At 65.2% G+C, this 26,275-nt stretch carries 27 protein-coding genes and 1 tRNA gene; 17 read left to right on the forward strand and 11 right to left on the reverse strand.

The genetic code is table 11. From position 1 onward, the window contains the following. Positions 1-218: 218 nt before the first annotated feature. The 6 genes from HZB49_RS11465 to HZB49_RS11490 all read left to right on the forward strand — a co-directional run bounded on the left by HZB49_RS11465 (position 219) and on the right by HZB49_RS11490 (position 3,568). Positions 219-464: a hypothetical protein gene (locus tag HZB49_RS11465; RefSeq protein ID WP_291611296.1), complete on the forward strand. Its 246-nt coding sequence runs from the start codon at positions 219-221 to the stop codon at positions 462-464. Between the two features lie 95 nt (positions 465-559). After that, positions 560-636 (forward strand) — tRNA-Arg (locus tag HZB49_RS11470). Positions 637-807: 171 nt separating this feature from the next. After that, positions 808-1,446 (forward strand): RraA family protein, encoded by a 639-nt coding sequence (locus HZB49_RS11475; RefSeq protein ID WP_291611298.1) that lies wholly within the window; start codon positions 808-810, stop codon positions 1,444-1,446. Positions 1,447-1,476: 30 nt separating this feature from the next. Then, positions 1,477-1,848, forward strand: a complete 372-nt coding sequence (locus HZB49_RS11480) for a cupin domain-containing protein (RefSeq protein ID WP_291611300.1) — start codon at positions 1,477-1,479, stop codon at positions 1,846-1,848. 43 nt (positions 1,849-1,891) lie between these two features. Continuing rightward, positions 1,892-2,854: a tripartite tricarboxylate transporter substrate-binding protein gene (locus tag HZB49_RS11485; protein ID WP_291611301.1), complete on the forward strand. Its 963-nt coding sequence runs from the start codon at positions 1,892-1,894 to the stop codon at positions 2,852-2,854. Positions 2,855-2,890: 36 nt separating this feature from the next. Next, positions 2,891-3,568, forward strand: coding sequence for an alpha/beta family hydrolase (locus tag HZB49_RS11490; protein ID WP_291611303.1), 678 nt, complete (start codon positions 2,891-2,893; stop codon positions 3,566-3,568). A gap of 153 nt (positions 3,569-3,721) precedes the next feature. On the opposite strand, the gene HZB49_RS11495 is transcribed toward HZB49_RS11490, so the two are convergent. Then, the gene (locus HZB49_RS11495) at positions 3,722-4,501 is read right to left on the reverse strand and encodes an SDR family oxidoreductase (protein ID WP_291611305.1); all 780 of its coding nucleotides are present in this window, start codon (positions 4,499-4,501) and stop codon (positions 3,722-3,724) included. Between the two features lie 33 nt (positions 4,502-4,534). After that, complete coding sequence (locus HZB49_RS11500) at positions 4,535-5,509, reverse strand: ketopantoate reductase family protein (protein ID WP_291611307.1); 975 nt, start codon at positions 5,507-5,509, stop codon at positions 4,535-4,537. A 165-nt stretch (positions 5,510-5,674) separates the two neighbouring features. On the opposite strand from HZB49_RS11500, the gene HZB49_RS11505 reads away from it, so the two are divergent. Continuing rightward, on the forward strand, positions 5,675-6,472 hold the full coding sequence (locus HZB49_RS11505) for an enoyl-CoA hydratase-related protein (RefSeq protein WP_291611309.1): 798 nt from the start codon (positions 5,675-5,677) through the stop codon (positions 6,470-6,472). Between the two features lie 60 nt (positions 6,473-6,532). Here the strand turns inward: HZB49_RS11505 and HZB49_RS11510 are convergent, their stop codons facing one another. From HZB49_RS11510 to HZB49_RS11520, 3 genes are all read right to left on the reverse strand, one after another. After that, on the reverse strand, positions 6,533-6,787 hold the full coding sequence (locus tag HZB49_RS11510; RefSeq protein ID WP_291611311.1) for a hypothetical protein: 255 nt from the start codon (positions 6,785-6,787) through the stop codon (positions 6,533-6,535). Between the two features lie 74 nt (positions 6,788-6,861). After that, positions 6,862-7,179 carry a cytochrome c gene (locus HZB49_RS11515; protein ID WP_291611313.1) on the reverse strand — a complete coding sequence of 106 codons (318 nt, stop codon included), beginning with the start codon at positions 7,177-7,179 and terminating at the stop codon, positions 6,862-6,864. 22 nt (positions 7,180-7,201) lie between these two features. Continuing rightward, the gene (locus tag HZB49_RS11520) at positions 7,202-7,510 is read right to left on the reverse strand and encodes a hypothetical protein (protein WP_291611315.1); all 309 of its coding nucleotides are present in this window, start codon (positions 7,508-7,510) and stop codon (positions 7,202-7,204) included. 129 nt (positions 7,511-7,639) lie between these two features. On the opposite strand from HZB49_RS11520, the gene HZB49_RS11525 reads away from it, so the two are divergent. From HZB49_RS11525 to HZB49_RS11540, 4 genes are all read left to right on the forward strand, one after another. Next, positions 7,640-9,004 (forward strand): FAD-dependent oxidoreductase, encoded by a 1,365-nt coding sequence (locus HZB49_RS11525; protein ID WP_291611317.1) that lies wholly within the window; start codon positions 7,640-7,642, stop codon positions 9,002-9,004. Between the two features lie 92 nt (positions 9,005-9,096). Beyond that, positions 9,097-10,101, forward strand: coding sequence for an ABC transporter substrate-binding protein (locus tag HZB49_RS11530; protein WP_291611319.1), 1,005 nt, complete (start codon positions 9,097-9,099; stop codon positions 10,099-10,101). A gap of 130 nt (positions 10,102-10,231) precedes the next feature. After that, entirely contained in the window at positions 10,232-11,005 is a 774-nt protein-coding gene (locus HZB49_RS11535) for an ABC transporter ATP-binding protein (protein WP_291611322.1), read from the forward strand. Then, on the forward strand, positions 10,998-11,825 hold the full coding sequence (locus HZB49_RS11540) for an ABC transporter permease (RefSeq protein WP_291611324.1): 828 nt from the start codon (positions 10,998-11,000) through the stop codon (positions 11,823-11,825). The genes HZB49_RS11535 and HZB49_RS11540 overlap by 8 nt, the downstream gene beginning before the upstream one ends. A 109-nt stretch (positions 11,826-11,934) precedes the next feature. On the opposite strand, the gene gtdA is transcribed toward HZB49_RS11540, so the two are convergent. Next, a complete protein-coding gene (gene gtdA, locus HZB49_RS11545) occupies positions 11,935-12,975 on the reverse strand; it encodes a gentisate 1,2-dioxygenase (RefSeq protein ID WP_291611326.1) in 1,041 nt (346 codons plus the stop codon). 103 nt (positions 12,976-13,078) lie between these two features. On the opposite strand from gtdA, the gene maiA reads away from it, so the two are divergent. From maiA to HZB49_RS11560, 3 genes are read left to right on the forward strand one after another with little or no spacing between them, the layout of a single operon-like run. After that, positions 13,079-13,711, forward strand: a complete 633-nt coding sequence (gene maiA / locus HZB49_RS11550) for a maleylacetoacetate isomerase (RefSeq protein ID WP_291611328.1) — start codon at positions 13,079-13,081, stop codon at positions 13,709-13,711. Beyond that, complete coding sequence (locus HZB49_RS11555; protein ID WP_291611330.1) at positions 13,701-14,210, forward strand: MarR family transcriptional regulator; 510 nt, start codon at positions 13,701-13,703, stop codon at positions 14,208-14,210. Before maiA ends, HZB49_RS11555 begins: the two co-directional genes overlap by 11 nt. Next, entirely contained in the window at positions 14,210-15,400 is a 1,191-nt protein-coding gene (locus HZB49_RS11560) for a 3-hydroxybenzoate 6-monooxygenase (protein WP_291611332.1), read from the forward strand. The genes HZB49_RS11555 and HZB49_RS11560 overlap by 1 nt, the downstream gene beginning before the upstream one ends. Positions 15,401-15,529: 129 nt before the next feature. On the opposite strand, the gene HZB49_RS11565 is transcribed toward HZB49_RS11560, so the two are convergent. The 3 genes from HZB49_RS11565 to HZB49_RS11575 all read right to left on the reverse strand — a co-directional run bounded on the left by HZB49_RS11565 (position 15,530) and on the right by HZB49_RS11575 (position 18,679). Then, positions 15,530-17,143 carry a benzoate-CoA ligase family protein gene (locus HZB49_RS11565; protein ID WP_291611334.1) on the reverse strand — a complete coding sequence of 538 codons (1,614 nt, stop codon included), beginning with the start codon at positions 17,141-17,143 and terminating at the stop codon, positions 15,530-15,532. Further along, positions 17,140-18,270, reverse strand: a complete 1,131-nt coding sequence (locus tag HZB49_RS11570) for an FAD-dependent monooxygenase (RefSeq protein ID WP_291611337.1) — start codon at positions 18,268-18,270, stop codon at positions 17,140-17,142. Before HZB49_RS11570 ends, HZB49_RS11565 begins: the two co-directional genes overlap by 4 nt. A gap of 193 nt (positions 18,271-18,463) precedes the next feature. Beyond that, positions 18,464-18,679 carry a hypothetical protein gene (locus tag HZB49_RS11575; protein WP_291611339.1) on the reverse strand — a complete coding sequence of 72 codons (216 nt, stop codon included), beginning with the start codon at positions 18,677-18,679 and terminating at the stop codon, positions 18,464-18,466. A 154-nt stretch (positions 18,680-18,833) separates the two neighbouring features. Between HZB49_RS11575 and HZB49_RS11580 the strand changes: the two genes are divergently transcribed. Then, positions 18,834-19,193 (forward strand): hypothetical protein, encoded by a 360-nt coding sequence (locus tag HZB49_RS11580; protein ID WP_291611341.1) that lies wholly within the window; start codon positions 18,834-18,836, stop codon positions 19,191-19,193. Positions 19,194-19,249: 56 nt separating this feature from the next. On the opposite strand, the gene HZB49_RS11585 is transcribed toward HZB49_RS11580, so the two are convergent. Then, complete coding sequence (locus HZB49_RS11585) at positions 19,250-20,095, reverse strand: cysteine rich repeat-containing protein (RefSeq protein ID WP_291611343.1); 846 nt, start codon at positions 20,093-20,095, stop codon at positions 19,250-19,252. Between the two features lie 277 nt (positions 20,096-20,372). Between HZB49_RS11585 and HZB49_RS11590 the strand changes: the two genes are divergently transcribed. Both HZB49_RS11590 and HZB49_RS11595 read left to right on the forward strand, forming a co-directional pair. Further along, positions 20,373-21,506 carry an efflux RND transporter periplasmic adaptor subunit gene (locus HZB49_RS11590; protein ID WP_291611482.1) on the forward strand — a complete coding sequence of 378 codons (1,134 nt, stop codon included), beginning with the start codon at positions 20,373-20,375 and terminating at the stop codon, positions 21,504-21,506. 9 nt (positions 21,507-21,515) lie between these two features. Then, complete coding sequence (locus tag HZB49_RS11595; RefSeq protein ID WP_291611345.1) at positions 21,516-24,689, forward strand: multidrug efflux RND transporter permease subunit; 3,174 nt, start codon at positions 21,516-21,518, stop codon at positions 24,687-24,689. 203 nt (positions 24,690-24,892) lie between these two features. On the opposite strand, the gene HZB49_RS11600 is transcribed toward HZB49_RS11595, so the two are convergent. Next, a complete protein-coding gene (locus tag HZB49_RS11600; RefSeq protein ID WP_291611347.1) occupies positions 24,893-25,894 on the reverse strand; it encodes an NADP-dependent oxidoreductase in 1,002 nt (333 codons plus the stop codon). Positions 25,895-26,275 lie beyond the last annotated feature (381 nt).

The raw sequence follows: 26,275 nt of genomic DNA on the forward strand, positions 1-26,275 counted from the left end.
TGAGCGTATCGCCCCCGGTATTCTTACGGAGATTGTCGCCATTCCCGGCTCGCTTGTCACGCCGAAACCGGCAGGGCCGCGCGTGCAATCGCTGCCGCGCTGCAAAAGACGCTGCGTTGATTGCGTATCACTACGGATGATTGCGATCATTTGTTTGGCAAAAGCCGAATCAGCATTACGATTCGCGCGAGCACCTTGATCTTCTGGCCGAGCGGGAAATGACCGAACCGGAAATCCAGAATCACATCGCCACCTTGCAGCGGTGGCTGGCCGGCGCATGGCGCCGCCTCGGCGATCCCTCGCTCACTCTGTTCGACAAGCGCGAACTGCGGAACCAGATGAAGCAGGCCGACGCCGCCCTGCGGCGATGCCTGGCGCTGTCGATCGAGCTCAAGTCCGCGAGGAAGGACGGCACCGCCGACATCCGCGCGTTCGCCAGGCCCGACCTGCGGTTCCTGGCCTGAGCCGCCGCGGCGGCAAGCGGAATTATGACGTTCCGTCCGGCTTCCGGTTGCCCTCCCGCTCTGGTATGAGGCACTGAAACCCCACGCGGGTTCGCGGTCCCGTAGCTCAGCTGGATAGAGCGACGGTTTCCTAAACCGTAGGTCGCATGTTCGAGTCATGCCGGGATCGCCATTTCCGCCTCGCGCGCATTTCACATCGTCGCACGCGGCGCCTCCCGCCATCCAATTCCGTTATGGCTGATTGACGGGAATGCGATGGGCAAACGGCCCCTCGTCGTGCAATCCTGACCGGTAAGGAAACGCGCGGGCGGCAAGCGCCTGGAGTCCAGGGGGATCGATCGGCATGAGTGTGACCATTGCGGCGAGTACTGTCGCCAAGCCGCCGGCGGCGCTGATCGAGGCCTTTCGGAATGCGCCGACGTCGATCATCTCCGATAACCTCGCGCGGCTCGCGGGCTCCGTTGGGCTAAGACCGTTCCATCGGTCGGGCCGGCTGGTCGGCACCGCCTTCACGGTCAAGACCCGTCCGGGCGACAATCTCGCCATTCACCGCGCGCTGGAGATGGTGGGTCCCGGTGACGTGATCGTGGTCGACGGTGGCGGCGACGAGACGCGCGCTCTGGTCGGCGAGATCATGAAGAACATCGCGCAATGGCGCGGCGCCGAGGGCTACGTCATCGACGGCGCGATCCGCGACGTAGCGGCGTTTGCCGCCGGAGACTTCCCGTGCTTTGCGCGTTCGGTTATTCACCGCGGTCCCTACAAGAGCGGCCCGGGCGAGATCAACGTACCGGTCTCGATCGGGGGCTGCGTGATATCGCCCGGCGATATCGTGGTCGGCGACGAGGACGGCGTGGTGTCGTTTTCGCAAAGCTCCGCGCCAGCGCTGCTGGAGGCGGTCAAGGCGCAGGTCGCCCGCGAGGAGGCGACGCTGCTTTCGATCCGCGAGGGCCGCTACCAGGGCAGCTACGGCAAGGCCTGATCGACAGCAACGGACAAAGAAGGAAGAGCGATGAGCCAGCGCAGCGAATTCCACAATATCGACAATCCCGCCGACGGCCTGCTCCGCGAGCTCGCGGCCGGCGTGACGACCCGCATCTTCGCCGGCGAGCAGGCGATGCTCTCGGTGGTGACGATCGCGCCCAACGCGCAAGGCACCCTGCATCATCACCCCGAGGAGCAATGGGGCGTGCTGCTGGAAGGCTCGGCCATCCGCGTCCAGGGCGACGAGGAGATCGCGGTGAAGAAGGGCGATTTCTGGCGCACGCCGGGGAATGTCCCGCACACCATGCGGGCTGGACCGCAAGGCGCCCGTGTGCTTGACATCTTCAGCCCGCCACGGCCGGAGTACAAGAAGCCGGGTTCGGGCTTTGGGACAAGCTAACGCCGAAGACAAAAAAGCGCGGCGGTATCAGGAGGAGACTTCCATGAAGGTTACACGACGCGACGTGCTCGCGGGCGCGGCGGCGATGGCTGTTGCCCCGGCGCCGGTTTGGGCACAATCCAATACCATGACCCTGGTGGTGCCGTTCCCGCCGGGCGGTTCCACCGACGCGCTGGCGCGGCTGCTGCAGGCGCCGCTGCAAACACGGCTCAACCGCGTCGTGATCATCGAGAACAAGTCAGGCGCCGCCGGCTCGCTCGGCGCGGCGCAGGTCGCGAAAGCCGCGCCGGACGGATCGTCCTGGCTCGTCACCTTCGATTCGCATGCGGTGATCCCCACTATCCTGGAAAAGCCGCCGGTCGACGTCGAGAAAGATCTCGTACCGGTGCTGCTGGTGGGCACCGCGCCTTACGTGATCGCGGCCAATGCCGATCTGCCCTACAAGACGTTTGCCGATGTCGTTGCCGCCGCCAAGGCCAAGCCCGGCTCGGTGAAATATGCCTCCGTCGGCATCGGCACGCTCGGCCATCTCGCCATGACCCTGCTCGGCAGCAAGGCCGGCGTCGACCTGCAGCATGTGCCCTATCGCGGCGGCGGCCCCGCCATGAACGACGTGATCGGCGGCCATGTCGATCTCATTGCAGGCTCTGCGGCGCTGATCACGCCGCAGCTCGAGGGCGGCAAGCTCAGGCCGATCATGCAGCTCGGCCGCGAGCGGCTGCCGGCGCTGAAGGACGTGCAGACCGCGATCGAAGCCGGCTTCCCCGATTTCGAGACGCTGGCCTGGTGGGGCGTGTTTGCGCCGAAGGGCACGCCCGCGGATGTCACGGGCAAGATGGCGAAGGAAATCCGTGAAATCCTCAGCGAGCCCGCAGCCAGCACCAAGCTGCGCGAAACCCAGATGATGACGCTGATTCTCGCCGAGGGCGCCGAATTCAACGCGTTCTTCACAAAGCAGCTCAATTTCTGGGGCAAGGTCGTCCGCGACAACAATATCAGGGCGTAGGCGGGCGGCTGTGCCGATGCAGCCGCGAACGGACGGATGACATCGTCGCAGGAACTGAAGTTCGAGGTCGGCAGTGCCGGGCAGGTCTCGGCACTGCTGACGCGGCCCGCCGATGCGCGGGCTTGCTACGTGCTGGCGCATGGCGCCGGCGCCGGCATGCGTCACGCCTCGATGGAAGCCATTGCGGCGGGCCTCGCCGAGCGCGGCATCGCGACGCTGCGCTATCAGTTTCCCTACATGGAGAAGGGCAGCAAGCGGCCCGACCCGCCGGCGCTGGCGCACGCCGCGGTACGCGCGGCGGTGGCGGAAGCTGCCAAGGCGTGCGCGGGATTGCCGCTGTTCGCGGGTGGAAAATCCTTCGGCGGCCGGATGACCTCGCAGGCGCAGGCCAAGAGCCCGCTCGATGGCGTGAGGGGGCTGGCCTTCTTCGGCTTCCCATTGCATCCCGCGGGGAAGCCGTCGGCCGACCGGGCAACGCATCTCGCCGATGTCAAAATCCCGATGCTTTTTCTGCAAGGCACGCGGGATGCGTTGGCGGAGGTGAGCCTGCTCGAGCCGGTCGTGAAAGGCCTCGGCAACCGCGCGACGATGCATCTGGCCGAGGGCGCCGATCATTCCTTCCACGTGCTGAAGAGCTCGGGCCGCAACGACCGCGATGTGCTGGCGGAAATTCTCGATGCCTTCGCTACGTGGGTGGATGCGGTCATGCGCTAACTGCCTCCGCGAGTCGTCCCGGCGAAAGCCGGGACCCATGACCACAGGATTGCTTGTTGAAGTGAGCTGGAGCTCCAGCGTTCTTCAGCCATGTACAGCGGTGGCTATGGGTCCCGGATCGCGCTCGCTTCGCTCGCTCGTCCGGGACGACGGCTAGGCTGAGCGCGCCCCGTAGATCTTGTCGCGCAGGCGGCGCATGCCGGAGAGCCAGCGGTCGCGGTTGGCTGCCTTGCGCTTGAAATATTCGTCGACCTGCTGGTGCGACAGGATCAGGAAGCGCTCCTCGTCCATCGCCTCAAGAACGATGCGCGCGACCTCCGGCGGCTGCATCACGCCGTCCACGCGCGCCGCACTCGGGCCCGGCGTGGTCATGCCGGTCTGCACCGATTGCGGACACAGCACGGAAACGCGGATGCCGCGGTCGCCATACTGGATCGCAAGATGTTCGGCGAGCGCGACGGCGGCGCTCTTGGTCACGCCGTAAGGCATCGAGTTGAGCGAGGCGAGCAGGCCGGCGGCCGACGCGGTGTTGAGCAGGTAGCCCGAGCCGCGCGCCAGCATGCCGGGCACCAGCGCGCGCGCGGCGAACACATGGCTCATCACATGCACGCGCCAGCTCACGTCCCAATCGGCATCGGACGCCGTCTCCTGTCCCTTGCGCGACAGGCCGGCATTGGAGAAGAAGACATCGACCGGACCGTATTTGGCCTCGGCCGCCGCGATCAGCGCCTTGACGTCTTCCTCGAGGCCGACATCGGCGGTGACCGCAAGCCCGTCGATATCGCCGGCGACTGCAGCCAGCCGCTCCCGCGACGTCTTGAGGTCCGCGACCACGACGCCGCGCGCGCCTGATGCCGCATAGGCGCGCGCCACCGCTTCGCCGATGCCGCTGGCGCCGCCGGTGACGACACAGACTTTTCCCTTCACTTGCATGCTTGCTTCCCCGTGTTTCCTGTTGCCTGCCGGTCAGGGCGCATACAGCCCCTTGTCCCGCGCGCGCTGGATGGCGAGCGCGCCCATCAGATTCATCATCGGCGTCGCGAGGCCGGCCTTGCGCGCGAAGGCCGCCGGTGCCCGCACCAGCGCGTCGATCTCCATGGCGCGGCCGAGCTCGTAATCCTGCAGGATCGACGGCTTGTGGTTCGGCGCCGGCCCGGTGCGCGTGACGCGCTTGACGTCGGGATAGCAGCTCTGCGCAATCGAATTCGCTTCGTCGAGCAGCTGCGGGATCACGTCCTTCAGTGCCGGATCGTCCCGCACCGCGCGCGCGGTCTGGCCGGTGAGCAGGCACATGATCGACATCGACATGTTGGTGAGCAGCTTCGACCAGATCGTCTCCCTGATCTGCGCCACGGCCGCGGAGGCAAACTGTGCGGTTTCCAGCACGGATCGCAGCCGCGCGATGCGCTCACCCTCGCGGTCGTCGCATTCGCCGATCAGGAGCATGTTGCGCTCGGGGGAAAGATTCTCCACCACGCCGGGCGCAATCACCTCGTTGGAGGAGAAGATCACGCCGCCGACGATGCGCTCCCGGGGGATCGCCGCGCGCAACGCGCCGCCGGGATCGAGGAAGGACAGATCGGGTGTCGGGGGATGACCGGCGGGCAGGCCGATGTCATACCACCAGGGAATGCCGTTCTGGGCGAACACCACGGCGGTGTCATCCATCAACATCGGCTTCAGGCCGGTCGCGAGCGCGGCGACGCCGGTCGCCTTCAGCGTGCTGATGACAAGGTCCTGCGGCCCGAGGTCCGCCGGATTGTCGGAGGCTTTGACCTTTGCGCCGAATTCATCGCCGCCCACGCGCAGCGTCAAGCCGTCGCGCCGCACGGCGGCCAGATGCAGCCCGCGCATCACGCAGGAAACTTCGTTGCCGGCGCGCGCCAGCCGCAATGCCAGATGGCTGCCGACGGCGCCCGCGCCGAAGATGCAGATGCGCATGGGATGTCCCGCTCGCGAATGGAGCGACAGTTTCCACATCCTTGCGCCGGGGCGCAACAGCGCGGCATGCGGCTGGCGCGGTCGGTATCGGCAGAAAGGGATGGATGGCGCGGCGTGCGCTACGCCATAGTGCCGCACAATATCAGCCGAACGAGAGGAACGTCCATGCCGGCCAAGCCCGTCCTGTGGAGTCTGAGCGACCGCGGGGTCGCCACCGTCACGCTCAACCGGCCGGAGGTCAACAACGCCTATGACGGCGCTCTGATCCAGGGCGTGCTGGCGGCGATGGACGATCTCGGCACCAGGCCGCTGCGCGTCGTCGTGCTCAAGGGCAATGGCCGGCATTTTCAGGCCGGCGCGGATCTGAAGTGGATCAACAGCGTGCGGCCGCAATCGCCTGAAGAGAACGAGGCGGCTTCACGCGCGACCTTCGAGGCGGTGCAGCGGCTCAATACGCTGCCGGTGCCGACGGTGGCCTTGGTGCAGGGCGGTTGTTTCGGCGGCGGCACCGGCGTGATCTCGGCCTGCGACATCGTGATCGCCGCGGACAACGCGATGTTCTCGATCACGGAAGTGCGCTGGGGCCTGACGGCGGCGATCATCATCCCGCAGCTCTGCGACGCCATCGGCGTGCGCCAGGTGCGCCGCTACGCGCTGACCGGCGAACGCTTTGGCGCCGAGGAGGCGCGCCGCATCGGCCTCGTGCACGAGGTGGTCAGTCTCGCCGAGCTCGACAGCGCCGGCGACAAGGTGGTCGAGCAACTGCTGGCCAATGCGCCGGAGGCGCTGGCCGAAACGAAGCGGCTGGCGATGGAAAGCTCGTTCGGCGGCATGGCCGTTGACGACGCGGCCTATGCACGCCTCGTCCGCCTGCACTCGGCCAGGCGCCAGACCGCGGAAGCGGCCGAAGGCCTCGCCTCCTTTGCCGAGAAGCGCGCGGGGCGATGGAGCGCGAAGGCTTAGAGCATGATCCGGAAAAGTGTGAAGCGGTTTTCCGAAAAGATCATGCTCAAACAAAAAAGTTCAGCAGCCGCGGCAGATGCCGCGCAGGCTGCGGTAAACCTCGGCATCCTCCCGCCGCATCTGCTGCATCGTATCCATGTACTTGGTGTCCGCGGTCGGCTGCGGCTTGCGCTTCGCCGCCAGTTCCGCCTCCTGCCTTGAGTAGCACGCTTCCCGCTCGGCCCTGGCCTGGATGAACCGGCAATTCTGCTCGATTGCCAGCGTGGGTGCGGTGCCGGCGATCAGCGCGAGCGAAAGGGCGAGGGGCAGCTTCAAGGGCGTCGCTCCTTGTCCCGGCCGTTTTCCCAGTTCCGGGCGGCGGGAGCAAGGCCGGCGGCCATCGGCCGAAACTATTTCTGGCTGGCGATGAAGGCGGCGAGATCGGCTGCCGACTCACGGCTCAGGCCGATGTCCGGCATCTTTGGATGCGGGGTGAGCAGAAAAGCCGCGACCTTTGCTTCGTCAAAGTCCGGCTTCCTGGCGATGGTCGCGAATGGCGGTGCTTCGGTGACGGCCGTCGGCTGGTTGGCGCCGATGGCATGGCAGGACTGGCACCAGCGCTCGGCGATCTGCTTGCCGGCCTTGGCGTCACCGGCTTCGGCAACGAACGAAAAACCCGTAGCCGCGATTGCGGCAAGGGCGCCGATGAGACGAACTGCAACCTTCATTCCGCACCCTTGGTTCGGATGTTCACCTGGCCTTCACCGCATGATGCAGTGCGGCCACCCGTTCAATCAGCATTTCACGATGCGGTTCGTCAACGGGAATTCGCCCGGCCGTGGCGGCAAGCTGGGCGAAAATATCGGCAAGTAACCCATAATTGACATGAAGATGAACCGACTTCCGGACGTCGGGATCGCCGGGGCGTTCCAGCACGAGGCCGACCCCGACCGCATCGAAGGCGGCCTCGAAGCGCGACGAGCGCTCGAACGTGCCGCTGTAGAACTTGTCGGGATATTCGAGGGCGACCTCGGCCTTGTCCAGAATTGGCTTCTTCATCGTCCGCTCCGGGGATCGCGGCTGAAGCTAGACCGTGGCGGCCGGGAATGGTTGATTTGCCGCAAGGCCGAATGGCAAAAGGCCACCTGCCTTGCCAGGATGCCCCTGGCCGCGAAGGGATGACTGGATTTGTCGCTGGGAACCATAACAGAACCCGCACGGAATGTGCCCGTTTACGGCGAGTATGAAGTCGCCGTGCTCGGCGGTGGGCCCGCGGGCATTGCAGCGGCCGTCGCCGCGGCGCGCGCCGGACGTCGCACGCTGCTGATCGAACGCTACGGCTTTCTGGGCGGCATGGGCACTGCGGCGGGCGTCACCAATTTCTGCGGGCTGCACGCCAATGTGCATGGCCGGATGCACCGGGTGGTGCAGGGCATTGCGTCCGACCTGCTTGCGCGAATCGATCGCCTCGGCGGGTTGAACGCGCCGCATTTGATCCTCGGCAAGATCCTTGCGCAGGCCTACGACACCGCGGCCTACAAGATCGCGGCCGACGATCTGCTCGCGCACCACAACGTGGACATTCTGTTCCATGCGCTCGGCGCGGGAGTCGTCATGCACGATGACCGCCGCGTCGACGGGTTGATGGTGGAGACCAAGGCAGGCCGCCAGGCGGTGCGCGCCGGCATTTTTGTCGATTGCTCCGGCGACGGCGATCTCGCGGCCTGGGCCGGCGCGCCTTTCGAGGTCGGCGACAACGAAGGCCACATGCTCTATCCCTCCATGATGTTCCGCCTCAACGGCATCGATCCCGAGCGAGCAGGCGAGGCGTGGCGGACCATCCCGGCGCTGATGGAAAAGGCGGTGGCTGCCGGCACGCACACATTTCCGCGCAAGGGCGCGATCGTGCGGCCGCAGAAATCGGGCATCGAATGGCGCGTCAACTTCACGCAAATCTCGCGCAGCGATGGCCGCGCCATCAACGGCATCGAGCCCGACGATCTCACGAGCGGCGAGATCGAGGGCCGAAGGCAGGCGCTCGAGGCGTTCGAGTTCCTGCGCACCGTGCCGGGCTTCGAGAAATCCTACATCGTCGACCTGCCGCCGCAACTCGGCATCCGCGAGACGCGGCGCGTGGTCGGCGGCTATATGCTGAGCGGCGACGACGTGCTCGGCTGCGCGTCGTTCGAGGACTCCATCGGCGTCAACGGCTGGCCGATGGAGCAGCATGTGGCAGGCGACGTCGTGTTCAGGTTCCCGCCGATTCCGCAATCGCGCGGCTTCAACGAATTGCCCTATCGGATGCTGGTGCCGGAGCGCATCGACAATCTGCTGGTGGCTGGCCGCTGTGCCTCGATGACCCATGACGGGCAGTCGGCGGCGCGGGTCTCCGGCGCCTGCTTTGCGATGGGGGAGGCGGCGGGCCTGGCGGCGGCGCTGGCGCTGTCGGGCAATACGATTCCGCGAGACATCGCGCCGGAAAAGTTGCAACAACAGCTCAAAGATCAGGGCGCCTTTATCGGGCGGGACCAGAACGTGCCCGCGGGATTGTAGGGCGGATTAGCCGAAGGCGTAATCCGCCGCGCGCGAGATGGCGGATTGCGCTTCGCTAATCCGCCCTACGGAAGAAGAGACGGAGGAAACGAATGCAGGGATTTTGGCGGCTCGCTTTGGCGGGCCTGCTCGCGCTGGCGGCAAGCGGGGTGGCGCGGGCCGACGATGCGCTGAAGGCGAAGATCGGCGTGCTCCGCCTGTCGTCGTCGGCGCCGGTGTTCATCGCGCAGGACAAGGGCTATTTCAAGGAAGCCGGGCTCGACATCGAGCTGAAATTCTTCGATGCGGCGCAGCCCATTGCAGTGGCGACCACCTCGGGCGACATCGATTTCGGCATCACCGCCTTCACGGCCGGGCTCTACAATCTCGCCGGAAAGCGCACGCTGAAGGTGATCGGCGGCATGAGCCGCGAGAAGGCCGGCTATCCCCTGATCGGCTATTTTGCCAGCAACAATGCCTGGGCCGCCGGATTGAAGACGCCGAAGGATCTCGCCGGCAAGCGCGTGGCAGTCACGCAGGTCGGTTCCAGTTTCCACTATTCGCTCGGGCTGCTCGCCGACAAGTACAAGTTCAGGCTTGCCGACGTGAAGGTGCTGCCGCTGCAATCGCTGTCGAATGCGGCCGCCGCTTTGAAGGGCGAGACGGTCGATGCCGCGCTCTTGCCGGTCTCGACCGCTCGACCGTTGATGGAAACGGACGGCGCAAAGTTTTTGGGCTGGGTCGGCGACGAGACGCCCTGGCAGCTCGGCGCGGTGTTCGCCTCGCCGAAGACGCTGTCCAGCGCGCCGCTGGTGACCAAGCTGCTGGCTGCGCTGGTGCGCGCCGACCGCGAATATCACGACGTGATCCTGGCGTCGGTGAAGGGCGGCAAGGCCGAGATCAACGACAAGACCAGGCCGCTGCTCGAGATCATCGCCAAGTACACCAACCTGCCGGTCGAGCAGGTGGTAGGCAACTGCGCCTATATCGATCCCGACGGCAAGCTGGACGTGAAGAACGTCGCCAACCAGATCGAATGGCTGCAGGAGCAGGGTTTTGTCGACAAGGGATTTGGCGTCGATGCGATCCTGGCAAAGGAATATGTGAAGGCGGATTAATGCTCTTTCGTCATGGCCTGGCTTGTCCCGGCCATCCACGCCTTTGGTTGCTGCAGAATTGAAAGACGTGGATGCCCGGGTCAAGCCCGGGCATGACGAGGAGAGAGCCGCAGGAAACAATGCGAATGAAATGGACCTGATCGCCGACCATATCAGTCATCGTTTCGGCGCGCTCGAGGTGCTCGACGACGTCTCGTTCGAGGTCGCGGCGGGCGAGGTGGTGGCGATCGTGGGGCCCTCCGGCTGCGGCAAGAGCACGCTGCTGTCGATCCTCGGCGGCCTGTTGCAGCCGACGAAGGGCGCAGCCGAACTGCGCGGTGCGCCGCCGGCCGGCAGCCTCAATCCGCTGACCTTCGTGTTCCAGGATTTTGCGCTGCTGCCCTGGTGCACGGTGGAAGGCAACGTCGCCTTTCCGCTGGAGACTGCGGGCCTTTCCGCAACCGCGCGCCGCACGGTGGTCGACGACGCTCTGCGCCGCACCGGCCTCGCGGATTTCAGCGGCGCCTACCCAAAGCAGCTTTCCGGCGGCATGCGCCAGCGTGTCGGCATTGCCCGCGCGCTCGCGGTGCGGCCGGCGATCCTGCTGATGGACGAGCCGCTGTCGGCGCTGGATTCGCAGACCCGCGAGCTCCTGATGGAGGATTTTGTCCGCCTGCTCGCCGACGGCGCCATGGGCGCGGTCTATGTCACGCATAATCTGGAGGAAGCCGTGCGGCTTGCCGACCGCATCGTGGTGCTGTCGCGCCGCCCGGGCCGGGTGCGCGAGACCGTCACCATACCGATGACGCGCGGCGAACGCGGCGCGGCCGAGGCGCGCAACCGCCTGACGGCGCTGCAAGGCGAATTGTGGTCGCTGATCCGCTCAGAGGCGATCGACGCCGAGCGCGAGGTCCAGCATGCTTGACCGCGCGCCGCAGGAGACGGAAGGCGCGGCGGCGGAGAAGCCGCGGCCGGTCGAATTCCGTGGCGGCGGATTCGCGCCGAGCGCGGGGCGCCATGGCGGCTGGATCGCGCTCGCGGTCGTGGTCGCGCTGTGGCAGCTCGCCGGCAGCGCCGGCTGGGTCAACCCGCTGTTCCTGCCGCCGCCCTCGGCCATTGCGGTCGCGATCTGGAAGCTCGCCAGTTCGGGCGCGCTGTGGCAGCACGTCTCCTGGTCGGTCATGCGGATCGGCTCGGGCTGGATCATCGGCACCGCCGCCGGCGTGCTGGTAGGCTTTGCGATCGGCTTGTCGACGCTGGCGCGCAGCATCGGCATCACCTTCATCTCCGCGTTGTTTCCGATTCCGAAGATCGCGCTGCTGCCGCTGCTGATCCTGTGGCTCGGGATCGGCGAGGAGCCGAAGATCGCGACCATCGCGCTCGGCGTTTTCTTCTCGACCGCGATATCCGTCTATAGTGGCGTCGACGCAGTGCCGCGCAACCTGATCCGCATGGCGCAGAGTTTCAACGTGCCGTTCCACGCCATCGTGCGGCGGGTGATCTGGCCTGGCGCACTGCCCTCGATCCTCGCCGGCTTCCGCATCACCGCCTCGGTGGCGCTGCTGCTGGTGGTCAGCGCCGAGATGATCGGCGCGCAATTCGGCATCGGCGCCTTCGTGCTGCAGGCCGGCAACCTCATGCAGACGGATCAGCTGCTTGCAGGCGTGGTGATGCTGTCGGTGTTTGGCCTCGCGGTCGGCAAACTGATCAACCTGCTGGAAGCGCGGCTGCTGCACTGGCGGTGAGACCACTACGTAGGGTGGGCAAAGGCGCTTGCGCCGTGCCCACCTTCAAGTGCTCAGCTCGCGATGGTGGGCACGCTGCGCTTTGCCCACCCTACGGCTTCTCCAACGATCACGCGTTGCCGCGGTCCTCGCGGAACAGGTCCAGCTTCTGCTGCACCGGGCGGTCGGAGAAGCTGAACAGCACCGAATCCTCGTCGGCCTCGTGCGTGACCCAGCGCCAGCTCGGCACCACGAAGAGATCGCGCGGGCCCCACTCGAAGGTCTGGTCGCCGACGCGGGTGCGGCCCTTGCCTTCGATCGCCGCGAACACGGTGGCGTCGGTCGAGCGATAGCGCGCGGTCTTGAAGCCCTTCGGCAGCAGCTGGATGAAGGTGCCGATGGTCGGCATGGCGTAATCGCCGGTCTCGGGATTGGAAAATTTCAGCTTCAGCCCGTGGCAGGCATCCCACTCGTTGCGGCCCTTGGCGCGCTCCAGCGCTTCGCGGGTGTAGCCGTAGGGATAGTTGAAGATCGGCGAGGTCTTCGATTTCCTGACTTCGCCGAGCGGCAGCAGATTGTGGCCATAGCGGGCAAAGCTGTCGCCGACGGGCTTGGTGATCCTCTGCTGGTCTTCCTTGGAGTCTTCGGCGAAGGACGCGTCGAAGAACTGCACCATGGGAATGTCGAGGCCGTCGAGCCAGAACATCGGCTCCTTCGTCTCATTGGAATGATCGTGCCAGGTCATCGCCGGCGTAATGACGAAATCGCCGGGCTCCATCGCGGTGCGCTCGCCGTCGACCGAGGTGAAGGCGCCATGACCCTCGAGCACGAAGCGCAGCGCCGACTGGCTGTGCCGGTGCGACGGCGCGACGTCGCCCGGGATCACCATCTGCACGCCGGCGAACAGCGACGTCGTGACTTTCGACTGGCCGCGCAGCCCCGGATTCTCCAGCACCAGAACCCGGCGCGTGGCTTCCCTGGCGGTGATGAGCTTTCCCGCCTCGTTCATGTACTCGCGGATGGCATCGAACTTCCACAGATGCGGCTGGCAGGCGCTGCGCGGTTCGGGGGTGATGAGGTCGCCCATCACGTTCCACAGCGCGGAGAGATTTTCGCCGTCGATCTTCTTGTAGAACGCCTCGCGCTCCGGTGTCTTCTGCACGGCTTCCATGGCTGGCCTCCTACCCGTTCTTGTTGGTAATTTGATTGACAGTATACTGACAATATGACTAGCGTCAATGTGAGCCAACCAACAAGAAACGGGGGAGGGTCCTTTGAAGCTGCATGGCTATTTCCGCAGCAGCGCAGCCTACCGGGTCAGGATCGCGTTGAATCTCAAGGGTCTCTCCGCCGAGCACCTGCCGCATCATCTTCGCAAGGGCGAGCAGACCGCGCCGGACTATCTGGCGCTCAATCCGCAGGGGCTGGTGCCGACACTGGAAGACGACAGCGGCGCCGTGCTCACCCAGTCGCTGGCCATCATCGAATGGCTGGACGAGACCCATCCCACGCCGCCGCTATTGCCGCTGGACGCGCAGCAGCGGGCCAGGGCGCGCGCCTTTGCGCTGGCGATCGCCTGCGATATCCATCCCGTTCAGAATCTCAAGGTGCTGGCGCGGCTGCGTCAACTCGGCCTGCCCGAGGAGAAGGTGACGGAGTGGGCCGCCTGGGCCAATCGCGAAGGGCTTGCGGCCTGCGAACGATTGATCGCAAGGGAGCCCGGCCCGTTCTGCTTCGGCGAGGTGCCCACCATTGCCGATCTCTGCCTGGTGCCGCAGCTTGCCAATGCGCGCCGTTTCGGCGTCGATGTGTCGGCCTTTCCGCGGCTGCTGCAGGCCGAAGCCGCCGCAAAAGCCATGCCGGCGTTTGCCGACGCCGCCCCGGACAGGCAGAGCGATGCCGAGTAAGCCCACCCCAATCACCATGGACGCGGTCTATGCCGCGCCCGGTTATCTGTTCCGGCGGATGCAGCAGATCGCGGTCGCGCTGTTCGTCGAGGAATGCAGGGCGTTCGATCTCACGCCGGTGCAATATGCCGCGCTGGTTGCGATCCATACCCATCCCGGCATCGATGCGACGCGGCTGTCGGCGGTGATCGCCTTCGATCGCTCGACGCTCGGCAGCGTGATCGAGCGTCTGGAGACGAAGAAGCTGATCGACCGCAAGCCGTCGCCGGAGGACAAGCGGGTCAAGCTGCTCTACCTCACCAGGGCGGGCGCCGCGATCCTGCGCGACATCATGCCTTCGGTGGAGAAGGCGCAGGTGCGCATGCTGCAGCCGCTGAAGCCCGCCGACCGCAAGGTCTTGCTTGCGCTGCTGACGCAGCTCGTCGATCTCAACAACGAATCCTCGCGCGTGCCATTGCGCGCCGAAGACGCGCTCGAACATATGGGAAGGACCGGGTGATGGCCGCGCTCGACCGGAAGCCGGTGCTGATCGCCGGCGGCGGCATCGGCGGTCTTGCGACCGCGATGGGCCTTGCGCAGAAGGGTATCCGTTCCATCCTGCTGGAGAAGGCCTCCGCGCTCGGCGAGATCGGCGCCGGCATCCAGCTCGGGCCGAATGCGTTCCATGCCTTCGACTATCTCGGCGTCGGCGAGGCCGCGCGCGGCATGGCCGTCTATATCGACCAGCTCCGGCTGATGAATGCGCTCACGGCCGAGGAGATCACCCATATCGATCTCGGCGTGGCTTTCCGCGCCCGTTTCCGCAATCCCTATGCGGTGGTGCATCGCGGCGATCTTCATGGTGTTTTCCTGCGGGCCTGCGAGAGCAACGCGCTGGTCGAGCTGCGCGTCAGCTCGGAAGTGGTGGACTACGAGCAGGACGGCTCCTCGGTAACGGCGCGGATCGCCAATGGCGATCGCGTCACCGGATCGCTTCTGGTCGGCGCCGACGGATTGTGGTCGAACATCCGCAAGCAGGTCACGGCGGACGGGCTGCCGCGGGTATCCGGCCACACGACCTATCGCTCGGTGATCCCGACCGAGCAGATGCCGGAAGATCTGCGCTGGAACGCAGCGACGCTGTGGGCCGGGCCGAAATGCCACATCGTGCATTACCCGCTGTCGGGCTGGAAGGTGTTCAACCTCGTCGTCACCTATCACAACGACGCGCCGGAGCCGGTTGCAGGCCAACCGGTGTCGGAAGAGGAGGTGATGAGGGGTTTCGGTCACGTGCATGAGCGGGCGCAAAGCATCATCCGCCACGGCAGGAACTGGAAGCTCTGGGTGCTGTGCGACCGCGATCCTTCCGAGCGCTGGGTCGATGGCCGCGTCGCGCTGCTCGGCGATGCCGCCCACCCGATGCTGCAATATTTCGCGCAAGGCGCCTGCCAGGCGATGGAGGATGCGGTGTGCCTGTCGCACATGCTGGCAAACCACGATGACCACGCGGCGGCGCTGGAGGCCTATCGCGCGCAGCGCTTCCCGCGCACCGCCCGCGTACAGCTGATGTCGCGCGCCATCGGCGAGCACATCTATCATCCCGCCGGCGAGCACGCCCGGCTGCGCAACGCCATCATGGGCGCGAAGTCATCGAACGAATGGTACGACGCCGTTGCCTGGCTGTATGGCGGGACGGGGCTGGGGAGCTAGGTCTCGACCTGTCATGCCCCGCGAAGGCGGAGCATCCAGTACGCGGTGGCCTCTCAGCTTGATCGGGGACTCCCCTGGGATACTGGATCGCCCGCCTTCGCGGGCGACGACAGCTGATCGGGCGGCAACCTACATCCGCAACAGCGCCTGCCGGTCGATCTTGCCCGTCCCCGTCTTCGGCAGCTCGTCGATGAACAATACCTCGCGCGGATATTTGTACGGCAGGAGTCTTGTCTTGACGTAATCCTGCAGTCGCTTGGTGGTGTTGCCTTCGTCTAAGGCCCTCTCGTTCATCACGACCACCGCCTTCAGCGTCATCCGCCGGTCCGGCAGCTCGGCAGCAAACACGGCGCATTCGCGCACGTCGGGATGATCGGCGAGGCACAGCTCGACCTCCAGCGGATAGACCCACTGGCCGGAGATCTTCACGAGATCGTCGGCGCGGCCGCGGAAGAAGTGAAAGCCCTCGGCGTCGCGCACGAAGCGGTCGGCGGTGTAGATCCAGCCGCCGTCGCGGATGGTCTCGGCAGTCTTGTCCGGCCGGTTCCAGTACAGCGGCGTGTTGGAATCGCCGCGCACCCACAAGATGCCTTCCTCGTTATCGCCGACTTCGCGGCCATCCTTGTCGCGGAGCACGATCTCGTAGCCGGGCACGCGCAAGCCGGCGGCGCCGGGTTTTTTCCTCTCGGCGCTGTTGCTGAGATAGATGTGCAGCGCCTCGGTCGAGCCCAGCCCTTCGATGATCTCGAGACCGGTCAGCGCCTTCCAGCCGTTGAAGACCTCGGCGGAGAGGATTTCGGCCGCGGAGAGCGCCATGCGCAGCGACGAGAAGTCGGTCGCAGCAGCATTTTCCGCCTTGGTCAGTGACGTATAGAGCGTCGGCAGGCCGAAGAAGACGGTCGGGCGGAAGCGCTCGATGGCCGCGAAGATTGCCGCGGGCTTTGGCTGGCCCGGCAGCAGCAGGGTCGCCGCGCCGGCCGAGAACGGAAAGGTGATGGCATTGCCGAAACCATAGGCGAAGAAGATTTTCGGCACCGAAAAGCAGATGTCGTCTGGCGCGAGCTTCAGCACGTTGCGGGCAAAGGCGAGCTCGGAATAGGCCATGTCGTGCTGCAGATGCACGATGCCCTTGGGCCGCCCGGTCGAGCCGGAGGAATACATCCAGAACGCCATGTCGTTGCGGGTCGTGTCGGCCTCCGCAAGCTCGCTCGGGAAGTCTTTCAGCCATTGATCGGCTGCGAGCGCTTTTGGTGCGGCATGTGTGCCGGCTGCGCCGTTGACCACGATCAACGTGTGCAGCGGCGTATCCTTGCAGGCTTCCGCGTTGAATCGCCCGGCGAATTCGGCATCCGCGACTGCGACGGCTGCGCCGGCATCGGTGAGATAGAAGTTCAGGAGATCCGGCGGCGTCAGCGTGTTGATCAGCAGCGGCACGAAGCCCGCCCGCACCGCGCCGAAGAAGGCGGCCGGATAGGCCGGCGTATCGTCGAGGAACAGCAGGACGCGATCGCCGCGCTTCAGGCCGAGCGAAAGGAAGCCGTTACCCCATTGCGCCGCCTCGGCGCAGAGCCCGGCATAGGTTCGCGTCCCTCCCGGTCCGGTCAGCGCCAGCCGCGCGCCGTTTCCCCGCGCGAGATTGTCGAACAGGATGCGGCTCGCATTGTAGGTCTCCGGAACGGAAAAACCGATCTCGCGGGCGCCCGGGCAATCCCGCGGAACCTGGTCGATGATTTGCAGCGTCATGCCGACCTCCTCGACGCCTCGAAGCGGGCCATGAATTGCGGCGACATCGCGCGCAGCCGCGCATCGTCGATGCGGCCGGAGCGGGTGATGTAGCTGTAGGTGAAGTCCATCAGGCCGAGCTTCATGTGCTCGGGAAAATGCTCGTACCAGTCGGCGCTGGTGCGCGCCGCGGTGACGAGCTTCTTGACGACCGGCTTTCGTTCGCGCTCGTAGTGCGCCAGCGCCGACGGGACATCCGCTTCTGCCTCCAGCGCCTTGGTCAGCGCGATCGCATCCTCGATCGCCAGCCGCGTGCCGGAGCCGATCGAGAAATGCGCCGTGTGCAGCGCGTCGCCGATCAGCACCATGTTGCGATGCGACCAGCGCTCGTTCCAGATCCAGGGGAAGTTGCGCCACACCGACTTGTTGGAGATCAGCTTGTGACCGTCGAGGGTGTCCGCGAAGATCTCCTCGCAGATGACTTGAGACTCCTCGATGCTCTTGTGCTCGAAGCCGTAGGCGTTCCAGGTCGCCGCGTCGCATTCGACGAGAAAGGTGCTCATCGAAGGCGAATAGCGGTAGTGATGGGCGTTGAACGTGCCGCGTTCGGCGGTCACGAAGGTCTGCGACAGCGTTGCAAAGGTTTTGGTCGTGCCGTACCAGGCGAACTTGTTGGTGGAGTAGGCGACCGAGGTGCCGAACTCCTTCTCGAAGGCGCGGCGCACGATCGAGTTCAGGCCGTCGGCGGCGACGATCAGGTCGTAGCCGGCAAGACGGTCGATGGAATCGATCGTGGTTTCGAAGCGCGGGGTGACGCCGACGCCGCGCACGCGGGCCTGCAGCAGCGTCAGGAGCTCCAGCCGGCCGATCGAGGAGAAGCCGACGCCGTCGATCTCGACGCTCTCGCCGCGCAGGTTGAGCGTGATGTTGCGCCAGCTTTCCATTCGCGGCGCGATGGCGTCCACGGTCTCGGGGTCGTCGGCGCGCAGGAATTCCAGCGCCTGGTCGGAGAACACCACGCCAAAGCCCCAGGTGGCGCCTTCCGGGTTCTGCTCGAACAGATCGATGACGGCCTCGGGGTGCCGAAGCTTCCAGAGATAGGCAAAGTAGAGGCCGCCCGGGCCTCCGCCGATCACGGCGATGCGCACGCTTTCCTCCCTAGATTGACAGTATACTTACAAATTGGGAGGCAATGTAGCGCCAGCGGGGGGCGGGCGCTACAGGAAATTTGGGGGCTGGAGCATGATCCGGAAAAGCGTGAAGCGGTTTTCCGAAAAGATCATGCCCAACAACAACCTAAAGCGCGATGACGATTCATCTCTCTCATCGCGCTTTGGGAGCTCAGGTGCACTTGCGGACCTTGACGCCGTTCACCCAGACCGTCCGGCACACGACGACAGGGACCGGCTTCTTGACGACGACCGCGGCACGCGGTCCGGCGCAGACGGTACGCACCACGCCGTCGGCGCAGACCACGGCGCTGGCGGTGCGGGACTCCAGGGTCATGGTGGCGGAAAAGGCGACTAGCGCGGCGCCCGCGAGCAGCAATGAACGCATGTTGTTCTCCTCCAATGGTTGTTGCCGGCAATGTTCTGCGGATTGAAACCTGCTTCGTCTGTGCGTCCGCCTGCTTGCTTCATGGCCGCGGACCCGTTGTATTGCTGGCTTTGCGCCGATTTCAGTCGATTGATCCCGCTTGCAAGGAGAACCCATGGCAGAACTCAGGTCCAGGTGGCTTGCCTTCTATTCCGACAATGTCGAGCCGGTTTACAAGGAGGTCGTCTCCCATATCGAGAAGATGATCATCGGGACGCTGATCGTCTCGGCCGGCGCGCATGTGTCGAGCGACGAGCCGGCGATCCAGTTGTTCGGCTATCTGCGCCACGGCCTGGTCGGCCGCGGCGTGATGCTGGTCGGTGTCATCGTTCTGCTGCTGAATTTCATCGACGGGCTCACCAAGCTCGCGAAGGTGAACTGGCATGTGGCATGGCAGATCGTGATGTCGCTGTTCTACATCGCACTGTCGGTTCGCCTGGTCCAGCTCATCCTCGCCTTTCGTGGCGGAGACTAGCCGGCGGCGCTTGCTGCCGCCGGCTTGTGATGCGCGCGATTTAGCCTGCTGCCGGCTTAACGCACCATGAACGGCACCAGCACGTCCTTGCAGGCGGGCGAAAGATCGGCGCCGCGGTTGGCGATGCATTGCATGATGCGGCCGCCGCCGGGCGCGACGCCGGCACACAGGGTGCGGATGTCGGCGCCACAGGCCGAGCGCAGCACGAACAGTTCCTCGCGCGGCAGCATCGGGCGCAGCACGATGACGACGGGAGCCGCCGCCGGTGCTGCGCCTGCAGCCGCCGGAGCAGCACCGCCCGCCGCCGGCGCAGCACCGCCGCCGACAGCCGCAAGCGCCTTGCCGCAACCAGCGGAAACCCGGGCCTTGTTCTTTTCCAGGCATTCCAGCGCCGGCGCGCCGCCGGTGGGCACGCCCGCGCAAACCTTGGGATAGTCCGAGCGGCAAGCGGTGCGGATCGCGGAAGCCTGCGCCTCGGTCGGCTTTTTCGCCGCGGTCGGCGCCGGTGCTGCCGTCTTGGATTCGGCCTTGGATTCGGTCTTGGGTTCCGCGGCGGGCTTGGCCGTCGTGGTCTCGGTCTTCGGCGCGGCGGCGGGTGCGGCCGCAGGGGCGGCTTCCGTCTTTGCCGGCTCGCTCTTCGGCGCGGCGGACGTCTCGATCGCCTTCACCGCACTGGCGCATCCCGACGACAGGCTCGACATGTTCTTGGCGAGGCATTGCAGCGCCGCTTCGCCGCCCGGCGTCACGCTGGAACAATGCGCCATGAAATCGGAGCGGCAGGCAGACTTGACGGCTTCCTTCTGCGCTTCGGTCGGTTGTGCAAGGGAAGGAGTTGCAACGGCAAGCATCAGTGCTGCCGTCAACGCACAAGAAGCCGCATCGCGCCTCAACGTACTGAACATTTGAATAAATCCTCGCCGCTATTCGCTTGAATCGTCGCGTCAAGCGAAGTGAAATTATGAAAGAGCTTGAGTGAGCAACCTGGAGCGGGCGGCATCATTTTCGCTTTCCGGTTTTACTGCAAGCGGATTGTTGCTATTTTCATGGGATGGCGGACAGCCGCTTTCTGACTAAAAAGCCTTTCTGAAAGCAATTTGTAATCGAGGCACAGAAATGAGGCATGCGCGTACGCCTGCAAATTTGAAGATGAACGTTTTTTTGCGACTGCGAGCCGGCGCGATGCTGCGCGCCATGTCGGTTGCATCGGCGGCCGTCGCGTTAAGTGCCTGCGAGCAAAATACTTTTGTCCCGCCGCCGCCGCCGAAAGTGGAGGTCGCGCCGCCGCTGCAGAAGAACATCACGCGCTACATCGACGCCACCGGCAACACCGCGGCGGTGAAATCGGTCGATCTGGTCGCGCGAGTGCAGGGTTTTCTGCAATCGATCAACTACAAGGACGGCAGCTTCGTCAAGGAAGGCACCACGCTGTTCACCATCGAGCCGGAAACCTACAAGCTCAAGCTCGAGCAGGCGCAGGCTGCGGAAGCCGGCGCGCAGGCCTCGGTGAAGCAGGCGGAAGCCGATTACAAGCGACAGGTCGACCTGGTGCAGAAGCAGGCGGTCTCGCAAGCGACGCTGGATACTTCGACCGCCACCCGCGACAATGCGCAGGCCAATCTGCAGCAGGCCCAGGCCAATACCAAGATCGCGCAGGTCAATTACGGCTATACCAACGTCACCGCCCCGTTCGACGGCGTCGTCTCCGCGCACCAGGTTTCCGTCGGCGAGCTTGTCGGCGTGTCGTCGCCGACGCAGCTCGCGGTGATCGTCGCGCTCGATCCGATCTATGTGAATTTCAACGTCAACGAACAGGACGTGCTGAAGGTGCGCGAGGAAGCGCGCCGCCGCGGCATGACCGTGGAGGATCTCCGGCAATTGCCGGTCGAGGTGGCGTTGCAGACCGACACCGGCTATCCGCACAAGGGCACGCTCGATTACGTCTCGCCGACGCTGAACCAGTCCACCGGAACGATCGCGGTCCGCGGCATCCTGAAGAACGCCGATCGCGTGCTGCTGCCGGGCTATTTCGTGCGCGTCCGCGTTCCCTTCGAGCAGCAGCAGAGCGCGCTGCTGGTGCCCGACGCTGCGCTGGGCGCCGACCAGGCCGGCCGCTACGTGCTGGTCGTCAACGGCGAGAGCGTGGTCGAGCAGCGCAAGGTGACGACCGGGCCGCTCGATGGCGGTCTGCGCGTCATCGAGACCGGGCTGAAGCCGGACGACAGGGTGGTCGTCGGCGGGTTGCTGCGCGCGATCCCCGGCCAGAAGGTCGATCCGCAAGCGAAGAAGATCGAGTCCGGCGCGGCTGCGAAGTAGGAGCCGGCCATGATCTCGAAATTCTTCATCGAACGGCCCGTCCTTTCCAACGTCATCGCCATCCTGATGATCCTGATCGGCGGCGTGGCGCTGTATAACCTCGCTGTCGCGCAATATCCGGACGTGGTGCCGCCGACGGTGCAGGTCACCACCCGCTATCCCGGCGCCAGCGCCAAGACCGTGATCGATACGGTGGCGCTGCCGATCGAGCAGCAGGTCAACGGCGTCGAGGACATGCTCTACATGCAGTCCTACAGCGGCGCCGACGGCACCTACACGCTGACGGTGACCTTCAAGATCGGCACGGATCTGAATTTTGCGCAGGTGCTGGTGCAGAACCGCGTGTCGGCCGCGCTGTCGCAGCTGCCGACCTCGGTGCAGAACCAGGGCGTCACCGTGCAGAAGCGATCGACCGCGATCCTCCTGTTCGTGACGCTGACCTCCCCGAAGGGGACCTACGACAGCCTGTTCCTGTCCAATTACGCCACCATCAGCATCCGCGACGAGCTGTCCCGCCTGCCGGGCGTCGGCAACGTCACCGTGTTCGGCGCCGGACAATATTCGATGCGGGTCTGGCTCGATCCGAACAAGCTGCAGGTGCGCGGGTTGATGCCGCAGGACGTCATCCAGGCGATCCAGCAGCAGAGCCAGCAGGTCACCGCCGGCCAGGTTGGCGCCCCGCCGTCGCAGGCCGGCCAGGCGTTCCAGTACACGCTCAACATCGCGGGCCGCCTCGATGACAAGACGCAGTTCGAGGACGTGATCGTCAAGACCGGCACGTCCGGCGACGTCACGCGGGTGCGCGATGTCGGCTGGGTCGAGCTCGGCGCGCAGACCTACAGCCAGGTGTTCTCGCTCAATCAGAAGCCGGCCGCCGGCATTGCGGTGTTTCAGTCGCCGGGCGCCAATGCGCTGCAAGTCGAAAAGGCCGTCGAGAAGAAGATGGCGGAGCTTGCGAAAGCCTTCCCTCAGGATATCAAGTACGACACGCCGTTCGACACCACCAAGTTCGTGCAGGAGTCGATCAACGAGGTCTACAAGACGCTGTTCGAGGCCGGCATCCTCGTTCTCGTGGTGATCCTGATCTTCCTGCAGGACTGGCGCGCCATGCTGGTGCCGGCGACGACGGTGCCGGTCACGATCATCGGCGCCTTCGCGGCAATGGCGGCGCTCGGCTTCACCGTGAACCTGTCCACCCTGTTTGCGATCGTGCTCGCGATCGGCATCGTGGTCGACGACGCCATCGTCGTGGTGGAAGGCGCGGCGCACAATATCGAGCAGGGCATGTCCGGCCATGACGCGTCGATCAAGGCGATGGATGCGCTGTTCGGGCCGATCATCGGCATCACGCTGGTGCTGATATCGGTGTTCCTGCCGTCGGCGTTCCTGCCGGGCCTGACGGGGCGCATGTACGCGCAGTTTGCGCTGGTCATTGCCGCGACCGCGCTGCTGTCGGCCATCAACGCCGCGACGCTGAAGCCGACGCAGTGCGCGCTCTGGCTGCGCCGGCCGGTGCCGCCGGAGCAGCGCAACTGGTTCTATCGCGGCTTCAATGCCGTCTACGACCGGCTGGAACGCGGCTATGCCAGGCTGATCGGCAGCCTGGTCGCGCACAGCAACATTTCCGTCCTCGTCGCGCTGATCCTGATCGGCATCGGCGGCTACGGCTTGTCACGCGTGCCGACCGGGTTCATCCCGATCGAGGACCAGGGCTATCTGCTGGCGGCCGTGCAGCTGCCCGACGGCGCCTCGCTGGAGCGGACGCAAAAGGTGATGGACCAGGTCCAGGAGATCGCGAGCCAGCAGCCCGGCGTCGAGCAGATCATGACCATCGCCGGCATCTCCGCGCTCGACAACTCCTCGAGCCTGGCGAACGCCGGCGTCGCCTATATCGTGCTGAAGGAATGGAGCGCGCGCGGCGCGGGGCAGGACCTTCGCTCGCTGTTCGTCGGCCTGAACGAGAAGCTGTCGGTGGTGTCAGAGGCGCGCGTGCTGGTGATTCCGCCGCCGCCGATCCAGGGCATCGGTAACGCCGCCGGCTTTGCCATGCAGGTCGAGCTGCGCGACGGCACCTCCGATTTCGCCAAGCTGCAGGCCGTCACCGGCGCGATCATCGCCAACGCGCAGACGCAAAGCGCGCTGCAGCGGGTGTCCTCGTCGTTCCGCTCGATGGTGCCGCAGTTCAATATCGAGATCGACCGGATCAAGACGCAGACGCTGCACGTCACCACGGACCAGATCTTCTCGACGCTGTCGTCCTATATGGGCGCGTCCTACGTCAACCAGTTCAACAAGTTCGGCCGCACCTTCCAGGTCTACACGCAAGCCGACTCGCAGTTCCGTGTCACCTTGCGCGACATCGAGAACCTGATGGTGCGCAACTCGAACGGCGACATGATTCCGATAGGCACGGTGGCGAAGATCACGCCGGCGGTCGGCCCGTCGCTGATCAGCCTCTATAATCTCTATCCCTCCGCCACGATCATAGGGCTTCCCGCGACCGGCTACAGCTCGGGCGAATCGATGAAGCTGATGGAGGAGATCGCCGACAAGACGCTGCCGCGCGGCACCGGCTATGAATGGACGGCGATGTCGTACCAGGAGAAAGTGGTCGGCGGCCAGATCTACTTCGCCTTCGCGCTGGCGCTGCTGCTGGTCTATCTGGTGCTCGCCGGCCAGTATGAGAGCTGGTACGCGCCGATGTCGGTGATCCTGGCCGTCCCGCTGTCGTTGATCGGCCCGATGCTGGTGCTGACCGACCTGCGGATCGAGAACAACCTCTACACCCAGATCGGCATCATCCTGCTGATCGCGCTGTCGGCCAAGAACGCGATCCTCATCGTCGAGGTGGCGCTGGAGCTGCACGTGCGCGACGGCAAGCCGCTGTTGGAATCCGCGGTCAACGCCGCCCGTGCGCGGTTCCGGCCGATCCTGATGACGTCGTTCGCCTTCATTCTCGGCGTGCTGCCGCTGGTGCTCGCCACCGGCGCCGGCGCCAATGCGCGCAAGTCGATCGGCATCACGGTGTTCTCCGGCATGATCGCATCGACCTGCCTTGCCGTGCTGTTCGTGCCGACATTCTTTGTCGTGATCCAGCGCTTCGAGAACTGGCTCGCAACGCGCAAGGGCAAGAAGGTCGGCGTGCAGAAGGTGCCGGATGCGGGAACGGCGGCGGAGCATTAATGGCTCCCTCGCCCCGCTCTTGCGGGGAGAGGGTTGGGGTGAGGGGTGTCGCCGCAAAAGCGGTGTCAGGTAGGGTAGGGTGGGCAAAGCGCAGCGTGCCCACCAATCTTGCCCGGTGCAAATGAGGTGGGCACGGCGCAATTGCGCCTTTGCCCACCCTACGAAGCGGACACTCCCCGCAGGCGGGGAGAGGTGAAGAGCGCCTACACCCGCACCATTCGCTTGCCGCGGTTTTCGCCCGCGAGCAGTCCGATCAGCGCGGCCGGCGTGTTCTCCAGCCCGCTGATGATGTCTTCCTGCACCTTCAGCTTGCCCGACTTGACCCATGCCTGCAGCTCGGCGAGCGCCTGCTGGCTCTGGTCCATGTAGTCCATCACGATGAAGCCCTGCATGGTCAGGCGCTTCACCACGATCAGGCCGGGCACGCCGCGCGGCCCGTGTGCCGAGGGCACGCCGTCATATTGCGAGATGGCGCCGCAGCAGGCGATGCGGCCGAAATTGTTCATCTGCGCGATGCAGGCTTCCAGGATGTCGCCGCCGACATTGTCGAAATAGACGTCGATGCCCTTGGGTGCGGCGGCGCGCAGCGCCTTGAAGGTGGCGCCATCCTTGTAGTCGACGGCGGCGTCGAAGCCGAGTTCCGACGTCAGCCAGTTGCACTTGTCCTTGCCGCCGGCGATGCCGACGACGCGGCAACCCTTGATCTTCGCGATCTGGCCGACGATGGAGCCGACGGAACCTGCCGCCGCCGAGACCACGACCGTTTCGCCCTCCCTGGGCTTGCCGACATGCAGCAGGCCGAAATAGGCGGTGAGGCCGGCAATGCCGAACACGCTGAGCAGATAGGACATCGGCTCGACCTTCGGCATTTTCGTCAGCTGTTTTGCGGGTAGCGCTGCATAATCCTGCCAGCCGGTGTCGGCGAACACGAGATCGCCGGGCGCGAAGTTCGGCGCTTTCGACGACATCACTTCGGAAATGCTGCCGCCGGCCATCACGGAGTTGGCTTCGACGGCGGAACGATAGGTCGCGCCGTGCATCCAGGCGCGGTTGGCGGCATCGAGCGAGATGAGGCGCGTGCGAAGCAGCGCTTCGCCATCCTTGGGCTCCGGCACGGCGCCGTTGACGAGCTTGAAATGTTCGGGCCCGAGCTTTCCGCCCGGCTTCTCCACCAGCAGGATCTGGCGATTGACTGACGCGTTCATGGTGTTTCCCCCTGGCATTGTTCGTTGCAGCCGTCTCGCCGCAACATTAGAGAAATTCTTTGCGCCGCATAGCAACTATTCCGTTGTGCAGGATGCAAGGCATTTCTCTACCGCTGGAGTTAAAACGGCAATTTCTTTCTGCGCCGTCGAACGATTCGGCAAGTTAATTTCGTGACGCCGATCACGCTGCGTCGAACCTTATCCAGCCATAAACCGACTGCCATTGTGCACCCTCATTTGCGCACCAGATGAGGTTGACTATCGCGCGCGATAGCGCGATGGACAGCGCAAAATTGCGGGATTTTTCGGAGGTTTTGCCTTCGCCCGCGGTAGTCAAGCAACGGTTTGTTCTACGTCGAGCTTCACGGATAAACGAAAACA

Source organism: Bradyrhizobium sp. (genome assembly GCF_016219575.1).
Lineage (GTDB): Bacteria > Pseudomonadota > Alphaproteobacteria > Rhizobiales > Xanthobacteraceae > Bradyrhizobium.

Coding starts and splice junctions, on each gene's coding strand:
- HZB49_RS11465 (WP_291611296.1), top strand. CDS start 219: ATGACCGAACCGGAAATCCAGAATCACATCGCCACCTTGCAGCGGTGG.
- HZB49_RS11475 (WP_291611298.1), top strand. CDS start 808: ATGAGTGTGACCATTGCGGCGAGTACTGTCGCCAAGCCGCCGGCGGCG.
- HZB49_RS11480 (WP_291611300.1), top strand. CDS start 1,477: ATGAGCCAGCGCAGCGAATTCCACAATATCGACAATCCCGCCGACGGC.
- HZB49_RS11485 (WP_291611301.1), top strand. CDS start 1,892: ATGAAGGTTACACGACGCGACGTGCTCGCGGGCGCGGCGGCGATGGCT.
- HZB49_RS11490 (WP_291611303.1), top strand. CDS start 2,891: ATGACATCGTCGCAGGAACTGAAGTTCGAGGTCGGCAGTGCCGGGCAG.
- HZB49_RS11495 (WP_291611305.1), bottom strand. CDS start 4,501: ATGCAAGTGAAGGGAAAAGTCTGTGTCGTCACCGGCGGCGCCAGCGGC.
- HZB49_RS11500 (WP_291611307.1), bottom strand. CDS start 5,509: ATGCGCATCTGCATCTTCGGCGCGGGCGCCGTCGGCAGCCATCTGGCA.
- HZB49_RS11505 (WP_291611309.1), top strand. CDS start 5,675: ATGCCGGCCAAGCCCGTCCTGTGGAGTCTGAGCGACCGCGGGGTCGCC.
- HZB49_RS11515 (WP_291611313.1), bottom strand. CDS start 7,179: ATGAAGGTTGCAGTTCGTCTCATCGGCGCCCTTGCCGCAATCGCGGCT.
- HZB49_RS11520 (WP_291611315.1), bottom strand. CDS start 7,510: ATGAAGAAGCCAATTCTGGACAAGGCCGAGGTCGCCCTCGAATATCCC.
- HZB49_RS11530 (WP_291611319.1), top strand. CDS start 9,097: ATGCAGGGATTTTGGCGGCTCGCTTTGGCGGGCCTGCTCGCGCTGGCG.
- HZB49_RS11535 (WP_291611322.1), top strand. CDS start 10,232: ATGGACCTGATCGCCGACCATATCAGTCATCGTTTCGGCGCGCTCGAG.
- HZB49_RS11540 (WP_291611324.1), top strand. CDS start 10,998: ATGCTTGACCGCGCGCCGCAGGAGACGGAAGGCGCGGCGGCGGAGAAG.
- gtdA (WP_291611326.1), bottom strand. CDS start 12,975: ATGGAAGCCGTGCAGAAGACACCGGAGCGCGAGGCGTTCTACAAGAAG.
- HZB49_RS11555 (WP_291611330.1), top strand. CDS start 13,701: ATGCCGAGTAAGCCCACCCCAATCACCATGGACGCGGTCTATGCCGCG.
- HZB49_RS11560 (WP_291611332.1), top strand. CDS start 14,210: ATGGCCGCGCTCGACCGGAAGCCGGTGCTGATCGCCGGCGGCGGCATC.
- HZB49_RS11565 (WP_291611334.1), bottom strand. CDS start 17,143: ATGACGCTGCAAATCATCGACCAGGTTCCGCGGGATTGCCCGGGCGCC.
- HZB49_RS11575 (WP_291611339.1), bottom strand. CDS start 18,679: ATGCGTTCATTGCTGCTCGCGGGCGCCGCGCTAGTCGCCTTTTCCGCC.
- HZB49_RS11580 (WP_291611341.1), top strand. CDS start 18,834: ATGGCAGAACTCAGGTCCAGGTGGCTTGCCTTCTATTCCGACAATGTC.
- HZB49_RS11585 (WP_291611343.1), bottom strand. CDS start 20,095: ATGTTCAGTACGTTGAGGCGCGATGCGGCTTCTTGTGCGTTGACGGCA.
- HZB49_RS11590 (WP_291611482.1), top strand. CDS start 20,373: ATGCTGCGCGCCATGTCGGTTGCATCGGCGGCCGTCGCGTTAAGTGCC.
- HZB49_RS11595 (WP_291611345.1), top strand. CDS start 21,516: ATGATCTCGAAATTCTTCATCGAACGGCCCGTCCTTTCCAACGTCATC.
- HZB49_RS11600 (WP_291611347.1), bottom strand. CDS start 25,894: ATGAACGCGTCAGTCAATCGCCAGATCCTGCTGGTGGAGAAGCCGGGC.